The sequence below is a fragment of the Leifsonia sp. 115AMFTsu3.1 genome, from assembly GCF_004362795.1.
GTDB lineage: Bacteria > Actinomycetota > Actinomycetes > Actinomycetales > Microbacteriaceae > Leifsonia.
On sequence record NZ_SNYB01000002.1, the window covers coordinates 1,574,706 to 1,594,630 of the forward strand.

Sequence of the window (19,925 nt, forward strand, 5' to 3'; positions counted from 1 at the left end):
GCGCGGAAACGGAGGTGTCGGCGGCCTGAACGGCCGTCGCCACCTCCCTTTTCCGCGTCTGCGGGCGTGTCGGCCTGGCTTCTCCTCCGTTTCGCACATCGCCGCCGGATGCCTGCGTTCGCGGTGCCGCGGGAAAGGAACATATGTTGTCAAGGGGACCGTCGAACGACAGCTTCCGAGCCTCTCTTGACGATGGCGCGCCTAGACTCGAAACCATGGGAATCCTCGAGACCATCCACGGTCCCCGTGACCTCGACAGGCTGACCGAGCGGGAGCTCGTCCAGCTCGCCGCCGAGGTGCGCGCGTTCCTGGTGGCGAACGTGGCGAAGACCGGCGGGCACCTCGGACCGAACCTCGGTGTCGTCGAGACGACCATCGCCATCCACCGCGTCTTCGACTCCCCGCGCGACGCCGTCGTGTTCGACACCGGACACCAGTCGTACGTGCACAAGCTGCTCACCGGCCGTCAGGACTTCTCGCAGCTGCGGCAGCGCGGCGGCATGGCGGGCTACCCGCAGCGGTCGGAGTCCGAGCACGACATCGTCGAGAGCTCGCACGCCTCCTCGTCGCTCTCGTGGGCGGACGGCATCTCCCGGGCGTTCGAGCTGACCGGCCAGCAGGACCGGCACGTCGTGGCCGTCGTCGGCGACGGCGCGCTCACCGGCGGGATGACGTGGGAGGCCCTCAACAACATCTCGGACGACAACAACCGCAAGCTGATCATCGTCGTCAACGACAACGGGCGCTCCTACGCGCCGACGATCGGCGGCATGGCGCGGTTCCTCAACACGGTGCGGACCCGCAAGAGCTACCGCAACCTGTACCTCACGTCGCGCAAGGCGTTCGACAAGCTCGGCACCCCTGGGCGTTCGTTCTACCGCGGCGTGCGCGGCGGCCTCCACGGGTTCCTGAGCCGCTTCTCCAACAACGAGGCGCTGTACTCGAACCTCGACATCAAGTACATCGGGCCCATCCACGGCCATGATATCGAGGCCATGGAGGAGGCGCTGCGCCAGGCGAAGAACTACGGCGCGCCCGTCATCGTCCACGCGATCACGCAGAAGGGCCGCGGGTACGAGCCGGCGCTGCGCGACGCGGCCGACCAGTTCCACTCGGTCGGCCAGATCGACCCCGAGACCGGCGAGCCGATGGAGGGGTCGAGCAAGCCCTCCTGGACCGGCGTCTTCGCCGACGAGATCGTCCGCCTGGCCGAGAAGGATCCGAAGATCGTCGGCATCACGGCCGCGATGCTGCGTCCCACCGGCCTTCACAAGTTCGCCGAGCGGTTCCCCGAGCGTGTCCACGACGTCGGAATCGCGGAGCAGCACGCGGCGACCAGCGCCGCCGGTCTCGCGTTCGGCGGGCTGCATCCCGTCGTCGCCATCTACGCCACGTTCATGAACCGCGCGTTCGACCAGGTGCTGATGGATGTGGGCCTCCACAAGGCGGGCGTCACGTTCGTGCTCGACCGTGCCGGTGTGACCGGTCCGGACGGGCCGAGCCACCACGGGATCTGGGACCTCGCGATCCTGCAGGTCGTGCCCAACATCCGGCTGGCCGCTCCGCGCGACGGCACGCGGTTCCGGGAGGAGCTGGGGGAGGCCGTGGCCGTGGATGATGCCCCGACCGTCCTGCGCTTCCCGAAGGGCTCCGTGCAGCCCGACATCGAGGCGCTCCGCCGGCTGGACGACGGGGTCGACGTTCTGCGCGAGGGCGACCGCAAGGACGTCCTGCTGGTCACCGTCGGACCCATGGCCGACCTCGGGCTGAAAGTCGCGGACCGGCTCGCCGCGCAGGGGATCGGCGCGACCGTGGTGGACCCGCGCTGGGTCGTCCCGGTGCCGAAGAGCATCCTCGCCCTCGCGGCGGAGCACCGGATCGTCGTCACGATCGAGGACGGCATCCGTGTCGGTGGAATCGGCACTCGCGTGCGACAGGACCTCCGCGAGGCGGGCATCGACACGGCCGTGGACGAGCTGGGCCTGCCGGACGCCTTCATCGACCACGCGTCGCGCGACCAGATCCTCGAGGACGCCGGGCTCACGCCGCAGAAGATCGCGCGCGATCTGGTCGCCCAGGTGCTCGGCAGCCGCGTCCCGATCGCGCGTCCGCTGCCCGACGACGAGGCCGCAGCCGACGCCGCCGCGGCCCCCGCCAAAAAGCGCCGCGCCTGACGCTGCCCTCCCGCGCCCCGTTCGCGACCCCTCCTCCCGCACGATTTGCGCCAAATCTCGGTTATGGCCGTCGCATAACGACGATTTGGCGCAAATCTTCGCGGTGTGTGGGACCCGGTTGACTTGGAGTGCGCTCGAAGTTCTACTGTGGCGATATGACCGACACACGGACGGCGATGTCGATCTCCGACGTCGCCGAGCGGACCGGGCTCACCACCCACACCCTGCGCTACTACGAGCGTGAAGGGCTGATGCTGACTCCGGTCGGGCGCGCATCCTCCACCCATCGGCGCTACACCGAGGCGGACGTCACCTGGGTGACGTTCCTCACGAAACTGCGCTCGACGGCCATGCCGATCGCGACGATGCGCCAGTACGTGGTGCTCGCGCGCGACGGCGACGGCACGCAGGCGGAACGGCTGGAGCTGCTGCTCCTGCACCGGATGGCCGTCGTGCGGCAACTGGAGGAGATGACGGCGAGCCTGGCGGCCATCGACTACAAGATCGACCTGTACCGGCAGAGCGTCGGCCAGGTCACGGAAGGGAACGACGCATGAAGACGATCGCATTGGGAACCGAGAAGCTGGAGGTCTCGCAGCTGGGCCTCGGCTGCATGGGGATGTCCGCGTTCTACACCGGAGCCGGTGCCGACGAGGCCGGCTCGATCCGCACCATCCACCGGGCGATGGACCTCGGCGTGACGTTCTTCGACACCGCCGAGATGTACGGCCCCTACAAGAACGAGGAGCTGCTCGCGAAGGCGTTCGCCGACGGCCGCCGCGACCGCGTCGTCATCGCCACGAAGTTCGGCACCATCAAGCACCGCCAGAACGACGAGCGCGGGATGGACGGCTCGGCCGAGAACGTTCGGCTGTCGGTCGAAGGCTCCCTCCGCCGGCTTCAGACCGACCACATCGACCTGTACTACCAGCACCGGATGGACCCGGACACGCCCATCGAGGAGACCGTCGGGGCGTTGAAGGAGCTGATCGAGGAGGGCAAGATCCGTCACTACGGGCTGTCGGAGGCGGCGCCCGCGACGATCCGCCGCGCCAACGCCGTGCACCCGGTGACCGCCATCCAGACGGAGTACTCGCTGTGGACGCGCGACCCGGAGGCCGAGGTGCTGCCGACGGTCCGCGAGCTCGGGATCGGCTTCGTGCCGTACTCGCCGCTCGGGCGCGGCTTCCTCACCGGCACGATCCGGTCGCTCGATCAGCTGTCGGACGACGACTTCCGCCGGTTCAACCCGCGCTTCGAGGGCGACAACCTGGAGTCGAACATCCGGATCGTCGAGCAGGTCGACGAGGTCGCCCGCGAGCTGGGCGCGAAGCCAGGCCAGGTGGCCTTGGCGTGGCTGCTGGCGAAGGGCGACGACATCGCACCGATCCCGGGCACCACGAAGGTGGAGAACCTGGAGCAGAACGTCGCCGCCGCCGACCTGCACCTGAGCGACGAGCAGATCGCCCGCCTGGATGCGGTGGCCGCTCCCGTGGGCGACCGCTACCCGGACATGTCGACGGTCAACCGCTGACCCATCCCGCTGCCTGACGCAACACGCTGTCTGACGCAATACGCTGCTTGACGCAACACGCCGTCCGCCACATCTGGCGGACGGCGTGTTGTGTCAACTCGGCGGTGCTTAGGCGACGCCCTTGACCGGCGGGTGGTGGAACGTGTCCCCGAACACCCGCTCGGAGGCTCCGACGCGATCCAGGTACGGCGTGATGCCGCCCATCTGGAACGGGAAGCCGGCGCCGAGGATCATGCACAGGTCGATGTCCTCCGGCGCCTCGACCACGTGGTCGTCGGCGAGCATGCGGTGGATCTCGTCGGCCAGGCCGTCTTCGAGGGTCCGCAGGATCTGCTCCTTCGTCCACGGGTTCGTGCCGCCGGAGACGATCTTCGCCGCGCCCTTGTCGAGGCCCTTCACCTTGCCCTTGGCGTCCTTCTCCAGCAGCGTGCCGTACTCGGCGAGCTTGTGGAGGTTCTCCGACCGGTAGAACCGGTCGGGGAAGGCCGCGTGGTGGGTGTCGAGCACGTGTGCGCCGACCTTGAGCCCGACCAGGTCGAGCAGGGCGGACGGCGCCATCGGCAGGCCGAGCGGCGCGATGGCCTCGTCGACGACGTCGAAGGGCGTCCCGTCGTCGACCGCGTGCATCGCGTCGCCGAGGATCTTCGCGAGGATGCGGTTCACGACGAAGCCGGGGGTGTCGGCCGTGATGACCGCGTTCTTCTTGAGCGCGGCGGCCGTCACCATCGCGGTCGACAGCGTCGCCTCATCCGTGAGCGGCGTGTTCACGACCTCGATCAGCGGCATGACCGCGACCGGAGTGAAGAAGTGGAAGCCCACCAGGCGCTCGGGATGCTTCAGCTTCGCGCCGATCTGCTCCACCGACAGGGAGGAGGTGTTCGTCGCGAGCACCGCCTCGTCGGAGATGAACTGCTCCACCTGCTCGAAGACGTCCTGCTTCACGCCGAGCTCCTCGAACACCGCCTCGATGACCCAGTCGCAGTCGGCGAAATCGGCCTTGTCGGTGGTGCCGGTGACCAGCGCGCGCAGGCGGTTGGCCTCGTCGGGGGAGATGCGGCCCTTCTCCTGCAGCTTGCCGATCTCGTCGTGGATGTAGGCGACGCCCTTGTCGACGTGAGCCTGGTCGAGGTCGGTGATGACCACGGGCACCCGGAGGCGGCGGACGAAGAGCAGCGCGAACTGGCTGGCCATGTACCCGGCGCCGATGACGCCGATCTTGGTGACCTTCTTGGCGAGCTTCTTGTCCGGGGCGCCGGCCGGGCGCTTCGCGCGCTTCTGCACCAGGTTGAACGCGTAGATGCTCGCCTGGAACTGGTCGCCGGCGATGAGCTCCGCGAGCGCGTCGTCCTCGAGGGCGAACCCGGCCTCGCGGTCGTTCGACTTCGCGGCCTTGAGCAGGTCGAGCGCCTTGTACGGGGACTTCGGGACGGTCCCGATGCGCGACTCGAGCATCTTCCGTGCGATGCCGATGGCGGCATCCCACTTGACCATCCGCTCGATTTTGCCCGGCTCGTTCGGACGCTTGACGACGACCTCGCCGGTGAGCACCTTGTCGGCCCAGCGGAGGGAGTCCTCGAGGAAGTTGGCCGAGTCGAAGATCGCGTCGGCGATGCCGAGGTCGAACACCTCCTGCGGCTTCAGCATCCGGTTCTGCTTCAGCGGGTTCTCGACGACCACCTTGAGGGCGTTCTCGATGCCGATCAGGTTCGGAAGGATCGTCGCGCCGCCCCAGCCGGGGATGAGACCGAGGAACACCTCGGGGAGGGCGAAGGCGGCCGCATTGCGGTCGATGGTGCGGTAGTCGGCGTTGAGGCCGATCTCCACACCGCCGCCCAGCGCCAGGCCGTTCGTGAAGACGAACGAGGGCACGCTGAACGTCGCCTGCTTGCCGAGGACGTAGTGGCCCAGCTGCGGGAGCAGCTTCGCCACCTCGACGCTCGGGATGGCGTCCACACGGCTGAGGTCGGCCCCGGCGGCGAGGATGAACGGCTTGCCGGTGACAGCGACCGCGTCGATCTCGCCGCGCTTCGCCCGCTCGGTCAGCTCGTCGAAGGTCTTCCCGAGCTCCAGCAGCGTCGCCGGTCCCATGGTGTTGGGGCGGGTGTGGTCGCGGCCGTTGTCGAGGGTGACCAGGGCGAGGGTCTTGCCGCTGGGGAGCGGCACATCCCGGACGAAGGAGTGGGTGACGACTTCGTCGTCGGTGAGGTCGGCGAGGGGGGAGAAGTCGATCTTGCTGTAGTCGGTCACGTGCGTGTCAGCCCTTCCGTGCGGCGCGCTTGTCGTAGTTCGGGTTCTCCCAGATGACGGTGCCGCCCTGGCCGAGGCCGACGCACATCGCGGTGACGCCGTAGCGCACCTCCGGGTGCTCCTCGAACTGGCGGGCCAGCTGGATCATCAGGCGGACGCCGCTCGCGGCGAGCGGGTGACCGATCGCGATCGCGCCGCCCCACTGGTTGACGCGCGGGTCGTCGTCGTCGATGCCGAAGTGGTCGAGGAACGACAGCACCTGGATGGCGAACGCCTCGTTCAGCTCGAACAGCCCGATGTCGTCGATACTGAGGCCGGCCTTGCGCAGCGCCTTCTCGGTCGACGGGACGGGGCCGAGGCCCATGATCTCCGGCTCGACGCCCGCGAACGCGAAGCTCACCATGCGCATCTTCGGGGTGAGCCCGAGCTCCTTCACCGCGTCGGTAGACGCGAGGAGGGAGGCGGTGGCTCCGTCGGTCAGCGGCGACGAGTTGCCGGCGGTGACCCGGCCGTGCGGCCGGAACGGGGTCTTGAGGGTGGCGAGACCCTCCATGTTCGTCTGGGGGCGCATCCCCTCGTCCTGCGTGGCGAGGCCCCAGCCGGACTCGGAGCGGATGGCGACCGGCACCAGGTCCGGCTGGATCTTGCCGGCCTCGTACGCGGCGGCCACCTTGTGCTGGCTGCGCATGGCGAAGCGGTCGGAGCGCTCCTTGGTGAGCGCCGGGAACCGGTCGTGGATGCGCTCGGCGGTCATGCCCATGTTGAGCGCGTCCTCCGCGACCATCTTCTCGGAGAGGAAGCGCGGGTTCGGGTCGGCCCCGAAGCCCATCGGGTGACGGCCCATGTGCTCGACGCCGCCGGCGATCGCCAGGTCGTACGCGCCGAACGCGATGCCGGACCCGAGGGTGGTGACGCTGGTCATGGCGCCGGCGCACATCCGGTCGATCGCGAATCCGGGGACCGACTTGGGCAGTCCGGCGAGGAGGGCGGCGGTGCGGCCGAGGGTGAGGCCCTGGTCGCCCTGCTGCGTCGTCGCGGCGATCGCCACGTCGTCGATCCGGTCCTTGGGCACCTGGGGGTTCCGCTCCAGGAGTCCGATCATCGCCTTCACGACGAGGTCGTCCGCGCGGGTGTTCCAGTACTGCCCTTTTTCGCCGGCCCGTCCGAACGGAGTACGGACTCCGTCGACGAACACGACATCGTTCCTATCGGCCACAGTGCCCTCCCAAATCAAGGTCGGAAACGATCCTAGGTACACCGCTGTGCACGAAAAGAATCGTTTGATCCTTCCTACGAAGCGGGCTCGGACCCCTCGTCGGCGCTTTGGCTGCTTTCCACAAATGCCTGGGCGATCACCTGTGAGGTTGCGGCAACCTGCCACGGGCGTGCACCGTGCGCCGCGAGGGCCTCGCCGACGCTCTCGGGGGTGATCTCGGCAGGCGGAGCCCACGCGACGCGGCGCAGCGTGTCGGGGGTGAGCAGATTCTCCAGAGGGATGCTGCGCTCCTCTGAGACCGCCGTCAGCGCCGCCCGCGCGGCCTTGAGCCGTGCATCGGCATCCGGGTTGCGGTCGGACCACGCTCGCGGCGGCGGAAGGGTGTCGCCGTTGCCGCGCAGCACGGGGAGGTCGTCGGTGGTGCGCCCCGCTTCGATGGCCGCCCACCAGCGGTCGATCTCGGTGCGGCTCGCGCGGCCGGTGAACTCCCGCATCGCCGCGAGGGCGCGCTTCGACTCCGGCATCGCCTTGGCGGCGGCGGTCAGCGAGGCGTCCGGCACCAGGCGGCCGGGCGCGGTGTCGATCTCACGGGCGAGCGCATCCCGCGCCTGCCACAGCTCGCGCGCGACGGCGAGGTTGCGGATGCCGCGGATCGAGTGGATGCCCGACAGGCGCCGCCACGGCTCGTTGCGGACGGGCACGAGGTCGCGGACCAGCTCGTCGGCGAACTCCTGGTGCGCGATGTCGGTCTTGCCGGCCTCGTCGAGGAGCGCCGCGATGGCGTCACGCAGGTCGGGCAGCAGCTGGACGTCGAGGGCGGCGTAGTCGAGCCACGGCTGGGGGAGCGGACGCGTCGACCAGTCGGCCGCGCTGTGCTCCTTCGCCAAGTGGATGCCGAGGAGCTCCTCCACGACCGTCCCGAGCCCGACGCGCGGCATCCCGAGCAGACGTGCGGCGAGTTCCGTGTCGAAGACGATCGACGGGTCGAGGCCCACCTCGCGGAGGCAGGTGAGGTCCTGCGTCGCCGCGTGCAGCACCCATTCGTCGTCGTGGATGGCCTCGTTCAGCTCGTCGAAGCGTCCGACGGCCGGCGGGTCGAAGAGGAACGTGCCCGCCTCGCGCCGGAAGACCTGGATGAGGTAAGCCCTCTGTGAATACCGGAAGCCGCTGGCACGCTCGGCGTCGACGGCGACCGGGCCGGTTCCTGCGGCGATGCGCTCGACCGCCGCCAGGTAGTCGGCACGGGTCTCGATGACCGTGTATTCAGCCACGCGGCGCCTTCCTGGGCGTGGCCGCCCGGGCGCTGAGCAGGCTCACCCCCTCGCCGGTCGGGGGGAGGCCGGCGAGCATGCAGAGCAGCTCACCCCATCCCTCGACGTGTGCGGAGACGTCCGCCTCGAGCGGGCTCCACGAGGCGCGCAGCTCGATCTGCGAGCCGTCGCCCTGGGCGGCCAGCTCGCCGAAACCGGTGGAGATGATCTTGGTGGCCGTTCCGCTCGCGGCCGTGTAGCGCGCGTGGCGCGCATCCAGCGCATCCACCAGCCACGACCAGGCGACGTCGGCGAGGAACGGGTCGAGCCCGATGTCGGTCTCGAGCGGCGCCTGTGCGAAGCAGACGATGCGGAACGGGCCGCCCCACGCCTCCGGCTCGTCCGGGTCGTAGAGCAGGATGAAACGGCCGGTGCCGAGGTCCGAGTCGCTTCCGTGCCGTGCGGGCCGGACGTCGGCCGCGAGCGCGACGGAGTACGGCGCCAGCTGCGCTGGCGCGGGGATCTCCTCGATCACGAGCTCCGGACGCGACACTGCGGTGCGGATGGACTGCAGCGCCGTGGCGAACTCCGCCGGCTGCTGCGGTGGGGATGTCGGTGTCGGCACGCTTCGAACACTAGAAGCCTTTGGCGTCCGGCGGCAGTAAGGCACGCCGCCTGGGGAACTCCTGAGTCCGCGTGCGGGCCGCCGCCGGTACGCTGCCGTTATGGCGGCAGGCGGCTCGGATTCGGCATGGGGCAAGGCACTCGGAACGGCGGCGTTCGTCGCGGGAGGGCTGGTCGTCGGCACCGCCCTGATCGCCGGATGGGCGACGGCCCGCGTCGCGCGCACCGTGATCACGCCGGTGCGGCGCCGCCCGCAGAACCAGACCATCCGCTCGTTCGACGAGAGCGTCGGAACGGTGACCCTGCGGGAGACCCCGGACGCGACGATGCCCGGCCGCCTCGGCCTTTGGTGGGGCGGCGACACCGGTTACGCCAAGCTCGGCGGGCTCATCGAGCGCGCTGACGGCTCGGTGACGCGCGAGCTGGAGCGCGTGGAGTTCGGCAACCTTCGTGCGGGACGTTCGCGCATCAGCGGGTACTACTACCTCCAGCCCGGCGAGCTCGGGCTGCCGGTCAGGTCCGTCGAGATCTCCACAGAGCTCGGCCAGGCGCCCGCGTGGGTGTTCCCGGCCCCGGAAGACGCAGGCGACGAGCGCTGGGTCATCCAGGTGCACGGCTGGGGCGCCAGCCGCCAGGAGGGACTTCGCGCCGTGCGGGTGTTCCACGACGCCGGCTTCACCTGCCTGCTCGCCTCCTACCGCAACGACGGGGATGCGCCCGAGAGCGCCGACCGCCGCTACGGGCTGGGCGGGACGGAGTGGCGCGACATCGAGGCCGCGATCGATTACGCGGTGTCGCAGGGCGCGCGCTCCGTCGTCCTCATGGGCTGGTCGATGGGCGGCGCCGTGGTGCTCCAGACGATCACCCGGTCGCCGTCGGCGCAGCACGTCGCCGGTATCGTGCTCGAGTCTCCCGTCATCGACTGGATCGACACCCTCGGCTACCAGGGCAACCTCCTTCACCTCCCGGACATGATGACCCGCGCCGCCATGCGCCTCATCGAGTCGGAGTGGAGCGGCCCGATCACCGGTCAGGGCGCACCGATCGACCTCCGCAGCATGGACTTCGTCGCCCGGGCCTCCGAGCTCAGCCTGCCGATGCTCATCCTGCACAGCGACGACGACGGGTTCGTGCCGTCCACCGGGTCGCGTGCGCTCGCCGAGGCGCGGAGCGACATCGTCACGCTCGTGCCGTTCGACGTCGCGCTCCACACCAAGCTGTGGAACTACGACGAGGCCAAGTGGACGGGCGCCATCGCCGAGTGGCTGGGCGCGAACATCCCCGCCGAGGCTCCCGCCGCCGCTACCGCATCCAGCGCTGACTAGTCGTGCGGCGGTAACTCGCCCGCGGTGAGGGCGATCATGCGCGAGGTCGAGCGCAGGTACTTCTTGCGGTAGCCGCCGCCGAGCATCTCGTCGTCGAAGACGTCGCTGAGCGGAACGCCGGACTGCACGATCGGGATCTCGGCGTCGTACACGCGGTCGATGAACGCGACCAGGCGCAGGGCGGCCATTTGGTCGTGCAGCACCTCCACATCCCGGAGGCCGATCACATCCACACCGTCGATGATCTTGATGTAGCGCGAGGGGTGGACGGTCGCGAGGTGCGCGATGAGGTCCTGGAAGCCGTCGCTCGTCACGGTCTCGCCGCGGCCGGCCAGCGCGGTCACGACGCGCTCGTACTCCGCCGGTTCCACCGTGATGGCGCTGCCGGTGGTGTCGCGGCGGCGGTAGTCGAGGCCGTCGATGCGGACGGTCTGGAAGTTCGACGAGAGCGACTGGATCTCGCGCAGGAAGTCGCTCGCCGCGAACCGGCCCTCGCCGAGCGCGTTCGGCGGGGTGTTGCTCGTGGCAGCGATGCGGGTGCCGGAGGCGACCAGCTCGCCGAGCATCCGCGTCATCATCATCGTGTCGCCCGGGTCGTCGAGCTCGAACTCGTCGATGCAGATCAGGGTGGACCCGCGCAGCAGGTTGACCGCGCCCGCGTAACCGAGCGCGCCGACCAGGGCCGTGTACTCGATGAACGTGCCGAAGTACTTCGGACCGGGCGCCTCATGCCACAGCGCCGCGAGGAGGTGCGTCTTGCCGACGCCGAAGCCGCCGTCGAGGTAGACGCCCGGCTTCATCGCCTCCACCTTCTTGCGGCTGCGGCTGAACAGGCCGGCCGGCCGCTGCGGCTCCCACGTCTTGGCGAACAGCTTCAGCGTGGCGACGGCCTCGGACTGCGACGGGTAGTCGTGGTCGGGACGGTACGAGTCGAACGTCGCGTGCTCGAACTGCGACGGCGGCACCAGGCTCTCGGCGATCTCGGCGCCCGTGATCTCGGGCGAGCGGTCGGCGAGACGGGGGAGGGCGCCGGTCTGTTCGAGGGTCATGACGGGTTCTGCACCTTTGTGTCGAAGTCTTACCGCGGCTGTTCCGAGCCGCTTACGCTGGACGTAGATTCCAGCTGTCGCAGGCTTCCCAGCCTAGTCCTGCGCCACCGACCGATTCCCTGGAGGGCATCACAGACATGACCATCGAGACCGACCCGTCGCCCGAGTTCGCCGGCTACGCGCACCCCGAGCGCCTCGTGAGCACCGACTGGCTCGCCGCGCACCTCGGCGAACCGGGACTCGTCGTGGTGGAGTCGGATGAGGACGTGCTGCTGTACGACACCGGGCACATCCCCGGGTCGGTCAAGATCGACTGGCACACCGACCTCAACGACCCGGTGGTCCGCGACTACGTGAGCCCGGAGCGCTTCGCCGAGCTGCTCGGCTCGAAGGGCATCGCCCGCGACACCACCGTCGTCATCTACGGCGACAAGAACAACTGGTGGGCCGCCTACGCGCTGTGGGTGTTCACTCTCTTCGGGCACGAGGACGTCCGCCTGCTCGACGGCGGCCGCGACAAGTGGGTCGCCGAGGGCCGCGAACTCACCCGCGAGGTGCCGCAGCCGGCCCCGGTCGAGTACCCCGTGGTCGAGCGCGACGACACCGTCGTCCGTGCCTTCAAGGACGACGTGCTCGCCCACTTCGGGCAGCCTCTGATCGACGTCCGCTCGCCCGAGGAGTACAGCGGGGAGCGCACCGAGATCCCCGGGTACCCGACCGAGGGCGCCCTGCGCGCCGGGCACATCCCGTCGGCGAAGTCGGTGCCGTGGGCCCGCGCCGCCGCTCCCGACGCCACCTTCAAGAGGCGGGCAGAGCTGGAGGAGGTCTACCTCGACGGCGCGGGGCTGAAGCCGGGGGACGACGTGATCGCGTACTGCCGCATCGGCGAGCGTTCCAGCCACACCTGGTTCGTGCTCACCCACCTGCTCGGTTTCGAGAACGTCAAGAACTACGACGGCTCGTGGACGGAGTGGGGTTCGGCCGTGCGCGTCCCGATCGTCACCGGCTCCGAGCCCGGCGAGGTGCCGACCCGCTGACCGAGCGCGGCGCAATCGGACGTAGCCTTAAGGGATGACCGAACTGACGGGAACTCTCGCCGAGATCCGCGACGACTTCCAGGCGCTGGAGCAGAACGACCGGCTGCAGCTGCTGCTGGAGTTCTCCGACGAGCTTCCCGACCTGCCCGAGCGCTACCGCGACCACCCGGACCTCCTGGAGCGCGTGGAGGAGTGCCAGGCGCCGGTCTACATCTTCGTGGAGGTCGACGGCGACGGGATCGTGCACCTCTACGCCACCGCGCCGGCGGAGGCTCCGACGACCCGCGGCTTCGCCTCCATCCTCGTGCAGGGCCTCGCCGGTCTGACCGCCGACGAGGTCCTCGCGGTGCCGGACGACTTCCCGCAGACGCTCGGCCTCACGCAGGCGGTCTCGCCGCTGCGGTTGCGCGGGATGTCGGCCCTCCTCGGCCGCGCCAAGCGGCAGGTGCGCCAGAAGCTCGCCGCCTAGGAGGGTTGCAGCACCCGCCGAGCACATCGGCAGCATCCCGAAACACAGTGTTTACACACCGCCGGGATGCGTAACACTCGCGAAACACGAGCATCCCTCTCACGAAACCTCTCCCGTCGAGACTGGCTCCACCCCGAAAGCGCCCCCCACCCGGATCGGGATCGCGTCACCCCGCGGGGCTATGCACAGAGAGGTAGACAATTCGCATGGTGCTCCACACAGCAGCGGACTACGCGGAGGCAGGGACGGTCAACGCCCTCTGGCTCCTTGTCGCCGCAGCCCTCGTCCTGCTGATGACCCCCGGTGTCGCCTTCTTCTACGGCGGCATGGTTCGGGCCAAGAGCGTCATCAGCATGATGATGATGAGCTTCGGCGCGATGGCCCTGGTCGGCGTCCTCTGGGTGCTCTACGGCTACGGTCTCGCGTTCGGCCCCGCTTCCATCCCTCACTTCCTCGGAACCCCCGACTGGTTTCTGTCCAGCCTGATGGGCAAGGACGGCATCACCCCGGACCTCGGCGGTCTCGCGTTCGCCGGCTTCCAGGCCACCTTCGCGATCATCACCGTCGCGCTGATCTCGGGTGCGATCGCCGACCGCGCCAAGTTCGGCTCGTGGATGGTGTTCGCCGGCATCTGGGTGACCATCGTCTACTTCCCGGTCGCGTACTGGGTGTTCAACCTCGCTGACGGCTGGGCGCCGGCCGTCCTGCACGTGAACGACTTCGCCGGTGGCACCGCGGTGCACATCAACGCCGGTGCCGCGGGTCTGGCCCTCGCGCTCGTCCTCGGCAAGCGCGTCGGATTCCAGAAGGGCATGAGCAAGCCGCACAACGTGCCGCTCACGCTCCTCGGCGCGGCCCTGCTGTGGTTCGGCTGGTTCGGCTTCAACGCCGGCTCGGAGGCCGCGGTCGACGGTGTCGCTGCGATCGCCTGGGTGAACACGCTCGCCGCCCCGGCCGCCGCCACGATCGGCTGGCTGATCGTCGAGAAGCTGAAGGACGGCAAGCCGACCTCCATCGGTGCCGCATCCGGAGCCGTCGCCGGTCTGGTCGCGATCACCCCGGCCTGTAACATCCTGACCCCGGGCTTCGCCATCCTCCTCGGCCTCGTGGCCGGTGCGGTCTGCGCCCTGGCGATCGACCTGAAGTTCCGCCTCGGCTTCGACGACTCGCTCGACGTGGTCGGCATCCACCTCGTCGGTGGTCTCATCGGTACCCTGTGGATCGGCTTCTTCGGCTTCACCCACATGTACAACAGCAAGGGCGAGCCGACCTCGCAGTTCTCGAGCCTGCTGTACGGCGGCAGCTTCTACCAGCTGGGCGTCCAGGCTGTCGGCGCCTTCGCGGTGCTGATCTACTCCTTCGTCCTGGCCTACGCCATCGGCTGGGTCATCCAGAAGACCATGGGCTTCCGGATCAAGAACGAGGACGAGCTCGCCGGTGTCGACACCGTCGTGCACGGCGAGGAGGGCTACTCGCTCGAGACGGTCTGATCGGACCGTCGCTCGACCGCAACGGACGGGGCGTCGCCGGAAGGCGGCGCCCCGTTCTGTCGTCGCTAGGGTGAGTGCAGGCATTTCGACCGAGGGAGCCCATGGCACACGCCACGCCGGACCAGGTGGATGCGCTGCTGCTGTTCTTCTGCGGCGCGCTGGTGCTGCTGGCCGCGTTCGGGCTGGCGTTCTTCGCCGGCGGCATGGCCGGCCGTGCCCGGGCCGCCCGGGCGCTCCGGTTCGTGCTGGTCGGCGCGGCCGTCGTCGTGCTGCTCGCCGTTCTGGGCGGGTACGGCATGATCGTCGGCGACCCGCTCATCCCGCACCTGGTCGGCCGTCCGGACGTCGGGCTGGCGTCGATGGCCGGCCCCGGCGCGGCCGACGCGTCACCCTATCCACTCGCCCGCGCCGGTTACCTGATGGCCCTTCTGGTGCTCTGCACGGCGATCGTCGGGGTGGCCGTCGCCTCGCGGCTGACCTTGCGGGCGTGGATCGTGTTCACGGTGCTCTGGTTCCCGATGGTGATCGTGCCGGTGGCGTACGGCGTCTTCGCCCTCGACGACGGCTGGGCCGTCGCCGGGCTGAAGGTCGTCGACTTCGGCGGGTCCCTGGCGGTGCTCGCTGCGGGTGGGAGCGCAGTCGGCATCCTGCTCGCCTGCGGTCGTGGGGAGCACCTGCCGACGCATGCCAGCCGGCCGTCGCTGGTCGCGATCGGTGTATCCCTGGTCTGGGTGGGCTGGCTGGGGCTGATCGTCGGCTCGGAGGGCGCCCTCGACGCGTACGCGCCGTTGATGGCGTTCGGCGGCTTCCTCGCCTCCGCGACGGGCGTCCTGATGTGGATGCTGGTGGATGCGGTGGTGCTGCGCCGGCCGACCCTGACGAGCGCCGCCTGCGGGGCACTGGCCGGGCTGGTCGGAGCCACCGCCGCCTCCGGTGTGCTCACACTCGGCTGGGCGATGCTCGTCGGCGCGCTGTCCGCTCTGGCCTGCGCCACGATGGTCGATCTGGCCGCCCGCGCCCGTTTCGGGCCGGCCCTGACGCTGTCCGTCGTGACGATCGTCGGAAGCCTGGTGGGACTCCTGTTCCCCGGCCTGTTCGCGATCGGGAGCGGGATGGTCGACAGCGGGAACTTCGACCTCTTCATCGCGCAGGGGATCGCCGGGATGTCCGTGCTGCTGTACGCGACGACGGTCTCACTGCTGCTCGCCCTCGCGCTGCGGTTCACCGTCGGGCTCACGCGGGTCCGCTATGGTGCCGATCGTGGCATCCGTGAGAAGCGTCCTGTCGGCCCTGGGCGCACTGTTCCGTCCGTCGCGAGCGGATCGGACTCCGAGCCGGCCGGCTGAGACCGTCCAGGTCGATCCGTCTCGGCTGAGCCGCATCCGGACGTCGTACAACCCCAGCCTCGACGGCGACGCCGAACCCGGTGAGATCGTGTGGACGTGGGTGCCGTACGAGGAGGCGGACGGCCGCGGCAAGGACCGTCCGGTACTCGTGGTCGCCACCGAGCCGTCCGGTTCGGTGCTCGCGGTCGCGCTGACCAGTCAGGAGCATCCCGGCAGGCCTGAGTACCTGCCGATCGGATCGGGGGAGTGGGATGGACGCCACCGCCCCAGCTTCGTCCGGCTCGACCGGGTGTTCCGGGTGCAGCAGGGCGGCATGCGCCGTGAGGGGGCCGCGTTGGACGCGCGGCGGTTCGACACCGTGCGCCGAGCTCTCGCCACGCGCTACGGGTGGCGGTGAAGATCGCCGATCAGGGGTTCCGCCGACCCATCAGGGGTTCCACTGGCCGATCAGGGGTTCCACTGACCGATCAGGGGTTCCACTGGCGGATGGCGTTGGCCGACCAGCCGATCTCCTTACGGGTCCAGATGGGGGCGCCCTCGGGATCCGGCTGCTGCGAGGCGTCCGCGGTGATGCGGTAGCCCTGCGCGGGAACGGCACGGCGGCTGGCGCGGAACAGCAGGACGGCCGCCCCGGCGAGTACGACCGCGGCGGCGACGAGCAGCCAGCCGAGGCCGTCGCCGTCGACCAGACGGAGCACCCCGAGAGGTCCGGTAAGGAACACCCCGACGATCGCCACCACGACGCCCACCATCAGCCAGCGGGCTCGCAGGTGGATGGCGCGGTCCCGGTCGTACTCCTCGATAAGCGTCGGCACGATATCCCCCGATCGTCGATGCGATCAGCGTAGTGGATAACGCCCGGCTTTCCACAGGGTCGCGGGAGGTCGGTTGCGAGAATCGGTCGTCCGGTAGTGTCGTGTCACCGAACGAACGGGGGATTCGTGTTCAGTGGGCTCGCCGGATGGCATGTGCTGATCCTGGGGATGTTCGTCGTCCCGTTCATCCTGTGGCTGATCGCTGTGATCCAGATCGCCGCGATGCGCGCCGCCGCCGGTCCGACCGTCGGGTGGCTCATCCTGGTAACGCTGGCGCCGCTCCTCGGAGCGATCCTCTGGTTCACGATCGGGCGCCGCTCGCTGCGACAGGAGACACCGCCGACGCGGGCGGGCTGAGTGGGGAACCGATAGGACGCTCCCCACTGACGGCTATGGGCATCCAGACGTTGAGTGCCAAGAGCACTCGCCGCATCGCGCGGGAGACCGGCATCCCGACGATCACCCGCGCATGGGTCGACAACGAGGCGGACCACCATCTCGTCCTGTTCGCCACCTGGGACCACCTGCACGGCCGGTACGACCGTCGTACCGGCGACACGGAGGAGCAGACCGCGGACGACGACGTGAAGCACCTGCCGTCGTGTCTGGCCCAGGACGGCACGCTGCTCGTCGAGCTCGAACCGTTCGACGACGACGGCCGTTGGCCGACGCTGCGGAGCTGAGCGCGCCGAGATTCGTGCCGAATGTGCGTTTTGGCGGCGCCTTTCCGCACATTCGGCACGAATGTGGCGAGGGCGGCGCTACGCGAGCAGCGGCAGCGACATCAGCGCGACGGAGGCCGCCCCGAGTGCCGCCTCGGCGCGCGGGAGCGGCGGGAGCCGCCGCCGGAAGGCCAGGAGCCCGGACGCCACCGCGAAGGCGAGTGCGGCGACTCCGAGCGCCGCGATGACGTTCACCCCGTGCGCGGAGTGTCCGCCGCCCGCCGCGCCATGGTGCGCCCCCGCCGCGACGATCAGCCCGCCCGTCAGGATCGCCTGCAGCGCGCGGTGCAGCGCCATCGCCCGAGCGGGATGAGCCGGATGCGCCGCCTGCGCGTCCCTCGCACCACCCCGACCCGCCGGCCGCAACCGAAGCGCCACAGCCGTCGCGACCCCCGTCGCCACCAGCAGCGCCGCCCACACCACGGGGGCGACGACAGGATGCGGCAGCAGCATCGTGTCCGCCATCGCCGCGAGCATAGCCAGCATCCCGAACCACGCGAGCGGGGAGCGGCGATCGGCGCTCCCCGCGACGCAGCATGCCCCCAGCGTGGCCGGGAGCATGCTGCCGAGGTGCAGAGCCTCGATCATCCGTGGTGCGCGTGGTCGCCGTGCCCGTGCCCGCTGTGCCCGTGCCCGCCGTGCCCGCCGTGCGCGTCACCGTGCCCGTGGTGCCCCGGCGCGCAGTGCGCGGGTGCCTCCGCCGGCACGTTGAGGGCGGGGTTCCGGCCGAAGAAGCCGTACGGCTTGAGCGTGAACTTGGCGTAGTCGACCGGCATGACCGGCCAGTCCTCCGGACGCGGGAAGTGGGTCGGCCCGAAGGTGTGCCAGAGGACGATGTCCTCGCCGTCGAGCGGGCGGTCCGCCGCCATGTAGGCGGGCAGGCCGTCGCCTCCCGGGTTCTGGTTGACGAACTCGCCGGCGGGGTAGCGCTCGTCGCTGGCGTACTGCGTCACCCACAGCTGCTTCGTCGTGAACGCGGCCCGGGCGGTGACGGTGGCGGAGGGGTCGGCCATCAGCGTCGGGTTCTGCTCGGCGTGGAGCACGTACCCCGTGGGCCGGCCGAGCCGGTTGGACTTCTCCGTGTTGACGATGTGCCAGGTGCGGCCGACGGACGCGTCCGCCTCTCGAGCGCCGTCCGCCTCGCTCAGGATGCGTGTGGCGCGCTTCGTGAAGGCGTTGCCGTACGGGTTGCTCTCGCTGACCGGCAGGCGCACCGCATCCACCTCTTCCACGGCGTTCGCCAGCCCGTCCACCATCATGTCGAGCCGTGCCGAGAACAGGTGCTGGTGGTAGGGCGCACCGAGCCCGGGCGCCACCTCGCTCGCGGTGGCCGAGCCCTCGACGTAGGACGACGTGAAGAGGATGCCGGTGAGCTTGGCCTCGCATTCGATCGTGCCGTCGAGGTACAGGTACCAGTAGAAGCCGTAGTCGTAGTTGCCGACCGTGGTGAAGAACGAGATCACGAGCCGCCGCGACCGTCGCACCTCGTTCGCCGAGGTGAACAGGTCCGTGTGCTTCCACAGCGTCCCGTAGTCCTCCTCGTGCATGCAGATCGCGTTCTCGATCGTCTTCGGCCGGCCGAACTCGTCGGACAGCACCGCGTCGAAGTAGCGGATCTCGCCGAGGCAGTCGCAGCCGAGCGTCAGCGAGTTCGCGAACCGGCCGAACAGGTATTCGCCGGTATCGAAGTAGTTCTGCCAGTACCGCGTCGGGGAGGGGTCCGCGTAGGGCACGACCATCTCGGCGATGGATGCGCGGTAGACCACCGGACGCACCTCGCCGCCCTGGTCGGGGTCGGCGAAACCGAGGTTCCGCAGGATGAGCCCCTCCCGGGCGTCGAACCCGAGGGAGAACGACCAGTTGGCCCAGGTGACCGTGTCTCCGTCCACCGCGAAGCTCGGTCCCTCCGGCTGGGTGATCGAGATCGGCTTGAGCGTGTCGAGCGGGGCGGGGCGCTCCGACTCCAGGTGGAAGTTGCCCGGCTCCTCGGGGACGGGGAGTTCGAACGCGTCGACCACCTGGGTGACCTCGCGGGCGATGACGTCGACGTACGCGCACAGCCCGTCCACCGGATGCGCCCAGGGGTGGTCCTCGGCGTGGTCCATCCGGAAGGCGAAGACGCGGATGATCCGTCGGCCCTCCTCGCCGGGGATGTCGTACGAGCCGGGGGAGAGCGGAGCGTAGACGACCTGCTCGCTCACCAGCCCGCGCTTCTCGAGCGCCGCCAGCCAGCCGGCGTCCGCGGCGAGGATGCCGCCGATCGCCTCGAACTCCTCCTCGAGGATGGGCACCTGGCCGCGCGAGCCGTCGATCGGCACGAGCGCGATGACCTCGTCACGGGTGAGGGAGACGGCGGCGTCGACGCTCTCGCCGGTGGCGACGTCGAGCAGCAGGATGCGCGCCTCGCGGTCCGGCGTCGGTGCGTCGCCCGCCAGCGCGGCCAGCACATCCGCCTTGTCGGGCTCCAGCAGCCCGACGTAGACGAAGCGGGTCGTGTCTGTGACGGCGCCGGCCGAACGGAGGATGCACGCCACGGCCTCGATCTCGGCCGCCGTCAGGCTGGAGAGCGGACCGGGGGTAGTGGTGTCGTCGTCGGGAAGGGTCAGGGGCAGTTCGGTCGTCATGTC

The 19,925-nt window shown here is 69.8% G+C and carries 19 protein-coding genes; 11 read left to right on the forward strand and 8 right to left on the reverse strand.

Annotation, left to right across the window (positions count from 1 at the left end):
- Positions 1–215 precede the first annotated feature (215 nt).
- The 3 genes from dxs (at position 216) to AXZ95_RS18570 (ending at position 3,708) form a co-directional block, all read left to right on the forward strand.
- The gene (dxs, locus tag AXZ95_RS18560) at positions 216–2,174 is read left to right on the forward strand and encodes a 1-deoxy-D-xylulose-5-phosphate synthase (RefSeq protein ID WP_018191283.1); all 1,959 of its coding nucleotides are present in this window, start codon (positions 216–218) and stop codon (positions 2,172–2,174) included.
- A gap of 155 nt (positions 2,175–2,329) precedes the next feature.
- Entirely contained in the window at positions 2,330–2,731 is a 402-nt protein-coding gene (locus tag AXZ95_RS18565; protein ID WP_018191282.1) for a MerR family transcriptional regulator, read from the forward strand.
- Complete coding sequence (locus AXZ95_RS18570) at positions 2,728–3,708, forward strand: aldo/keto reductase (protein WP_018191281.1); 981 nt, start codon at positions 2,728–2,730, stop codon at positions 3,706–3,708. Before AXZ95_RS18565 ends, AXZ95_RS18570 begins: the two co-directional genes overlap by 4 nt.
- A 108-nt stretch (positions 3,709–3,816) precedes the next feature.
- Here the strand turns inward: AXZ95_RS18570 and AXZ95_RS18575 are convergent, their stop codons facing one another.
- From AXZ95_RS18575 to AXZ95_RS18590, 4 genes are all read right to left on the reverse strand, one after another.
- Positions 3,817–5,955 (reverse strand): 3-hydroxyacyl-CoA dehydrogenase NAD-binding domain-containing protein, encoded by a 2,139-nt coding sequence (locus tag AXZ95_RS18575; protein ID WP_018191280.1) that lies wholly within the window; start codon positions 5,953–5,955, stop codon positions 3,817–3,819.
- A gap of 7 nt (positions 5,956–5,962) precedes the next feature.
- Positions 5,963–7,171 (reverse strand): thiolase family protein, encoded by a 1,209-nt coding sequence (locus tag AXZ95_RS18580; RefSeq protein WP_026307199.1) that lies wholly within the window; start codon positions 7,169–7,171, stop codon positions 5,963–5,965.
- A 74-nt stretch (positions 7,172–7,245) separates the two neighbouring features.
- Positions 7,246–8,442 (reverse strand): HRDC domain-containing protein, encoded by a 1,197-nt coding sequence (locus tag AXZ95_RS18585; protein WP_018191278.1) that lies wholly within the window; start codon positions 8,440–8,442, stop codon positions 7,246–7,248.
- Positions 8,435–9,046 carry a DUF3000 domain-containing protein gene (locus AXZ95_RS18590; protein WP_018191277.1) on the reverse strand — a complete coding sequence of 204 codons (612 nt, stop codon included), beginning with the start codon at positions 9,044–9,046 and terminating at the stop codon, positions 8,435–8,437. Before AXZ95_RS18590 ends, AXZ95_RS18585 begins: the two co-directional genes overlap by 8 nt.
- A gap of 100 nt (positions 9,047–9,146) precedes the next feature.
- Here AXZ95_RS18590 and AXZ95_RS18595 point away from each other — a divergent pair, with 100 nt between their 5' ends.
- Complete coding sequence (locus AXZ95_RS18595) at positions 9,147–10,370, forward strand: alpha/beta fold hydrolase (RefSeq protein WP_018191276.1); 1,224 nt, start codon at positions 9,147–9,149, stop codon at positions 10,368–10,370.
- On the opposite strand, the gene zapE is transcribed toward AXZ95_RS18595, so the two are convergent.
- Entirely contained in the window at positions 10,367–11,419 is a 1,053-nt protein-coding gene (gene zapE, locus AXZ95_RS18600) for a cell division protein ZapE (RefSeq protein ID WP_018191275.1), read from the reverse strand. The two genes, AXZ95_RS18595 and zapE, sit on opposite strands and share 4 nt — an antisense overlap.
- A 137-nt stretch (positions 11,420–11,556) precedes the next feature.
- On the opposite strand from zapE, the gene AXZ95_RS18605 reads away from it, so the two are divergent.
- From AXZ95_RS18605 to AXZ95_RS18625, 5 genes are all read left to right on the forward strand, one after another.
- Positions 11,557–12,456 (forward strand): sulfurtransferase, encoded by a 900-nt coding sequence (locus AXZ95_RS18605; protein ID WP_018191274.1) that lies wholly within the window; start codon positions 11,557–11,559, stop codon positions 12,454–12,456.
- Positions 12,457–12,490: 34 nt separating this feature from the next.
- Positions 12,491–12,925, forward strand: coding sequence for a SufE family protein (locus tag AXZ95_RS18610; RefSeq protein WP_018191273.1), 435 nt, complete (start codon positions 12,491–12,493; stop codon positions 12,923–12,925).
- A 206-nt stretch (positions 12,926–13,131) separates the two neighbouring features.
- Complete coding sequence (locus AXZ95_RS18615) at positions 13,132–14,415, forward strand: ammonium transporter (RefSeq protein WP_018191272.1); 1,284 nt, start codon at positions 13,132–13,134, stop codon at positions 14,413–14,415.
- Positions 14,416–14,516: 101 nt separating this feature from the next.
- Positions 14,517–15,761, forward strand: a complete 1,245-nt coding sequence (locus AXZ95_RS18620; RefSeq protein ID WP_018191271.1) for an ammonium transporter — start codon at positions 14,517–14,519, stop codon at positions 15,759–15,761.
- Positions 15,685–16,158 carry a type II toxin-antitoxin system PemK/MazF family toxin gene (locus AXZ95_RS18625; RefSeq protein ID WP_018191270.1) on the forward strand — a complete coding sequence of 158 codons (474 nt, stop codon included), beginning with the start codon at positions 15,685–15,687 and terminating at the stop codon, positions 16,156–16,158. Before AXZ95_RS18620 ends, AXZ95_RS18625 begins: the two co-directional genes overlap by 77 nt.
- Positions 16,159–16,228: 70 nt before the next feature.
- Here AXZ95_RS18625 and AXZ95_RS18630 read toward each other — a convergent pair whose 3' ends face one another.
- Positions 16,229–16,576 (reverse strand): hypothetical protein, encoded by a 348-nt coding sequence (locus AXZ95_RS18630; RefSeq protein WP_018191269.1) that lies wholly within the window; start codon positions 16,574–16,576, stop codon positions 16,229–16,231.
- A gap of 126 nt (positions 16,577–16,702) precedes the next feature.
- On the opposite strand from AXZ95_RS18630, the gene AXZ95_RS18635 reads away from it, so the two are divergent.
- Positions 16,703–16,933, forward strand: a complete 231-nt coding sequence (locus AXZ95_RS18635; RefSeq protein ID WP_018191268.1) for a PLD nuclease N-terminal domain-containing protein — start codon at positions 16,703–16,705, stop codon at positions 16,931–16,933.
- 35 nt (positions 16,934–16,968) lie between these two features.
- Entirely contained in the window at positions 16,969–17,259 is a 291-nt protein-coding gene (locus AXZ95_RS18640; protein WP_018191267.1) for a hypothetical protein, read from the forward strand.
- A 78-nt stretch (positions 17,260–17,337) separates the two neighbouring features.
- On the opposite strand, the gene AXZ95_RS18645 is transcribed toward AXZ95_RS18640, so the two are convergent.
- Together AXZ95_RS18645 and AXZ95_RS18650 are read right to left on the reverse strand one after the other, a co-directional pair.
- On the reverse strand, positions 17,338–17,886 hold the full coding sequence (locus AXZ95_RS18645; protein ID WP_018191266.1) for a hypothetical protein: 549 nt from the start codon (positions 17,884–17,886) through the stop codon (positions 17,338–17,340).
- Positions 17,883–19,922: a primary-amine oxidase gene (locus AXZ95_RS18650; RefSeq protein ID WP_018191265.1), complete on the reverse strand. Its 2,040-nt coding sequence runs from the start codon at positions 19,920–19,922 to the stop codon at positions 17,883–17,885. The genes AXZ95_RS18645 and AXZ95_RS18650 overlap by 4 nt, the downstream gene beginning before the upstream one ends.
- Positions 19,923–19,925 lie beyond the last annotated feature (3 nt).

Coding starts and splice junctions, on each gene's coding strand:
- AXZ95_RS18620 (WP_018191271.1), top strand. CDS start 14,517: ATGGCACACGCCACGCCGGACCAGGTGGATGCGCTGCTGCTGTTCTTC.
- AXZ95_RS18565 (WP_018191282.1), top strand. CDS start 2,330: ATGACCGACACACGGACGGCGATGTCGATCTCCGACGTCGCCGAGCGG.
- zapE (WP_018191275.1), bottom strand. CDS start 11,419: ATGACCCTCGAACAGACCGGCGCCCTCCCCCGTCTCGCCGACCGCTCG.
- AXZ95_RS18645 (WP_018191266.1), bottom strand. CDS start 17,886: ATGATCGAGGCTCTGCACCTCGGCAGCATGCTCCCGGCCACGCTGGGG.
- AXZ95_RS18595 (WP_018191276.1), top strand. CDS start 9,147: ATGGCGGCAGGCGGCTCGGATTCGGCATGGGGCAAGGCACTCGGAACG.
- dxs (WP_018191283.1), top strand. CDS start 216: ATGGGAATCCTCGAGACCATCCACGGTCCCCGTGACCTCGACAGGCTG.
- AXZ95_RS18570 (WP_018191281.1), top strand. CDS start 2,728: ATGAAGACGATCGCATTGGGAACCGAGAAGCTGGAGGTCTCGCAGCTG.
- AXZ95_RS18640 (WP_018191267.1), top strand. CDS start 16,969: ATGGGCATCCAGACGTTGAGTGCCAAGAGCACTCGCCGCATCGCGCGG.
- AXZ95_RS18610 (WP_018191273.1), top strand. CDS start 12,491: ATGACCGAACTGACGGGAACTCTCGCCGAGATCCGCGACGACTTCCAG.
- AXZ95_RS18650 (WP_018191265.1), bottom strand. CDS start 19,922: ATGACGACCGAACTGCCCCTGACCCTTCCCGACGACGACACCACTACC.
- AXZ95_RS18615 (WP_018191272.1), top strand. CDS start 13,132: ATGGTGCTCCACACAGCAGCGGACTACGCGGAGGCAGGGACGGTCAAC.
- AXZ95_RS18605 (WP_018191274.1), top strand. CDS start 11,557: ATGACCATCGAGACCGACCCGTCGCCCGAGTTCGCCGGCTACGCGCAC.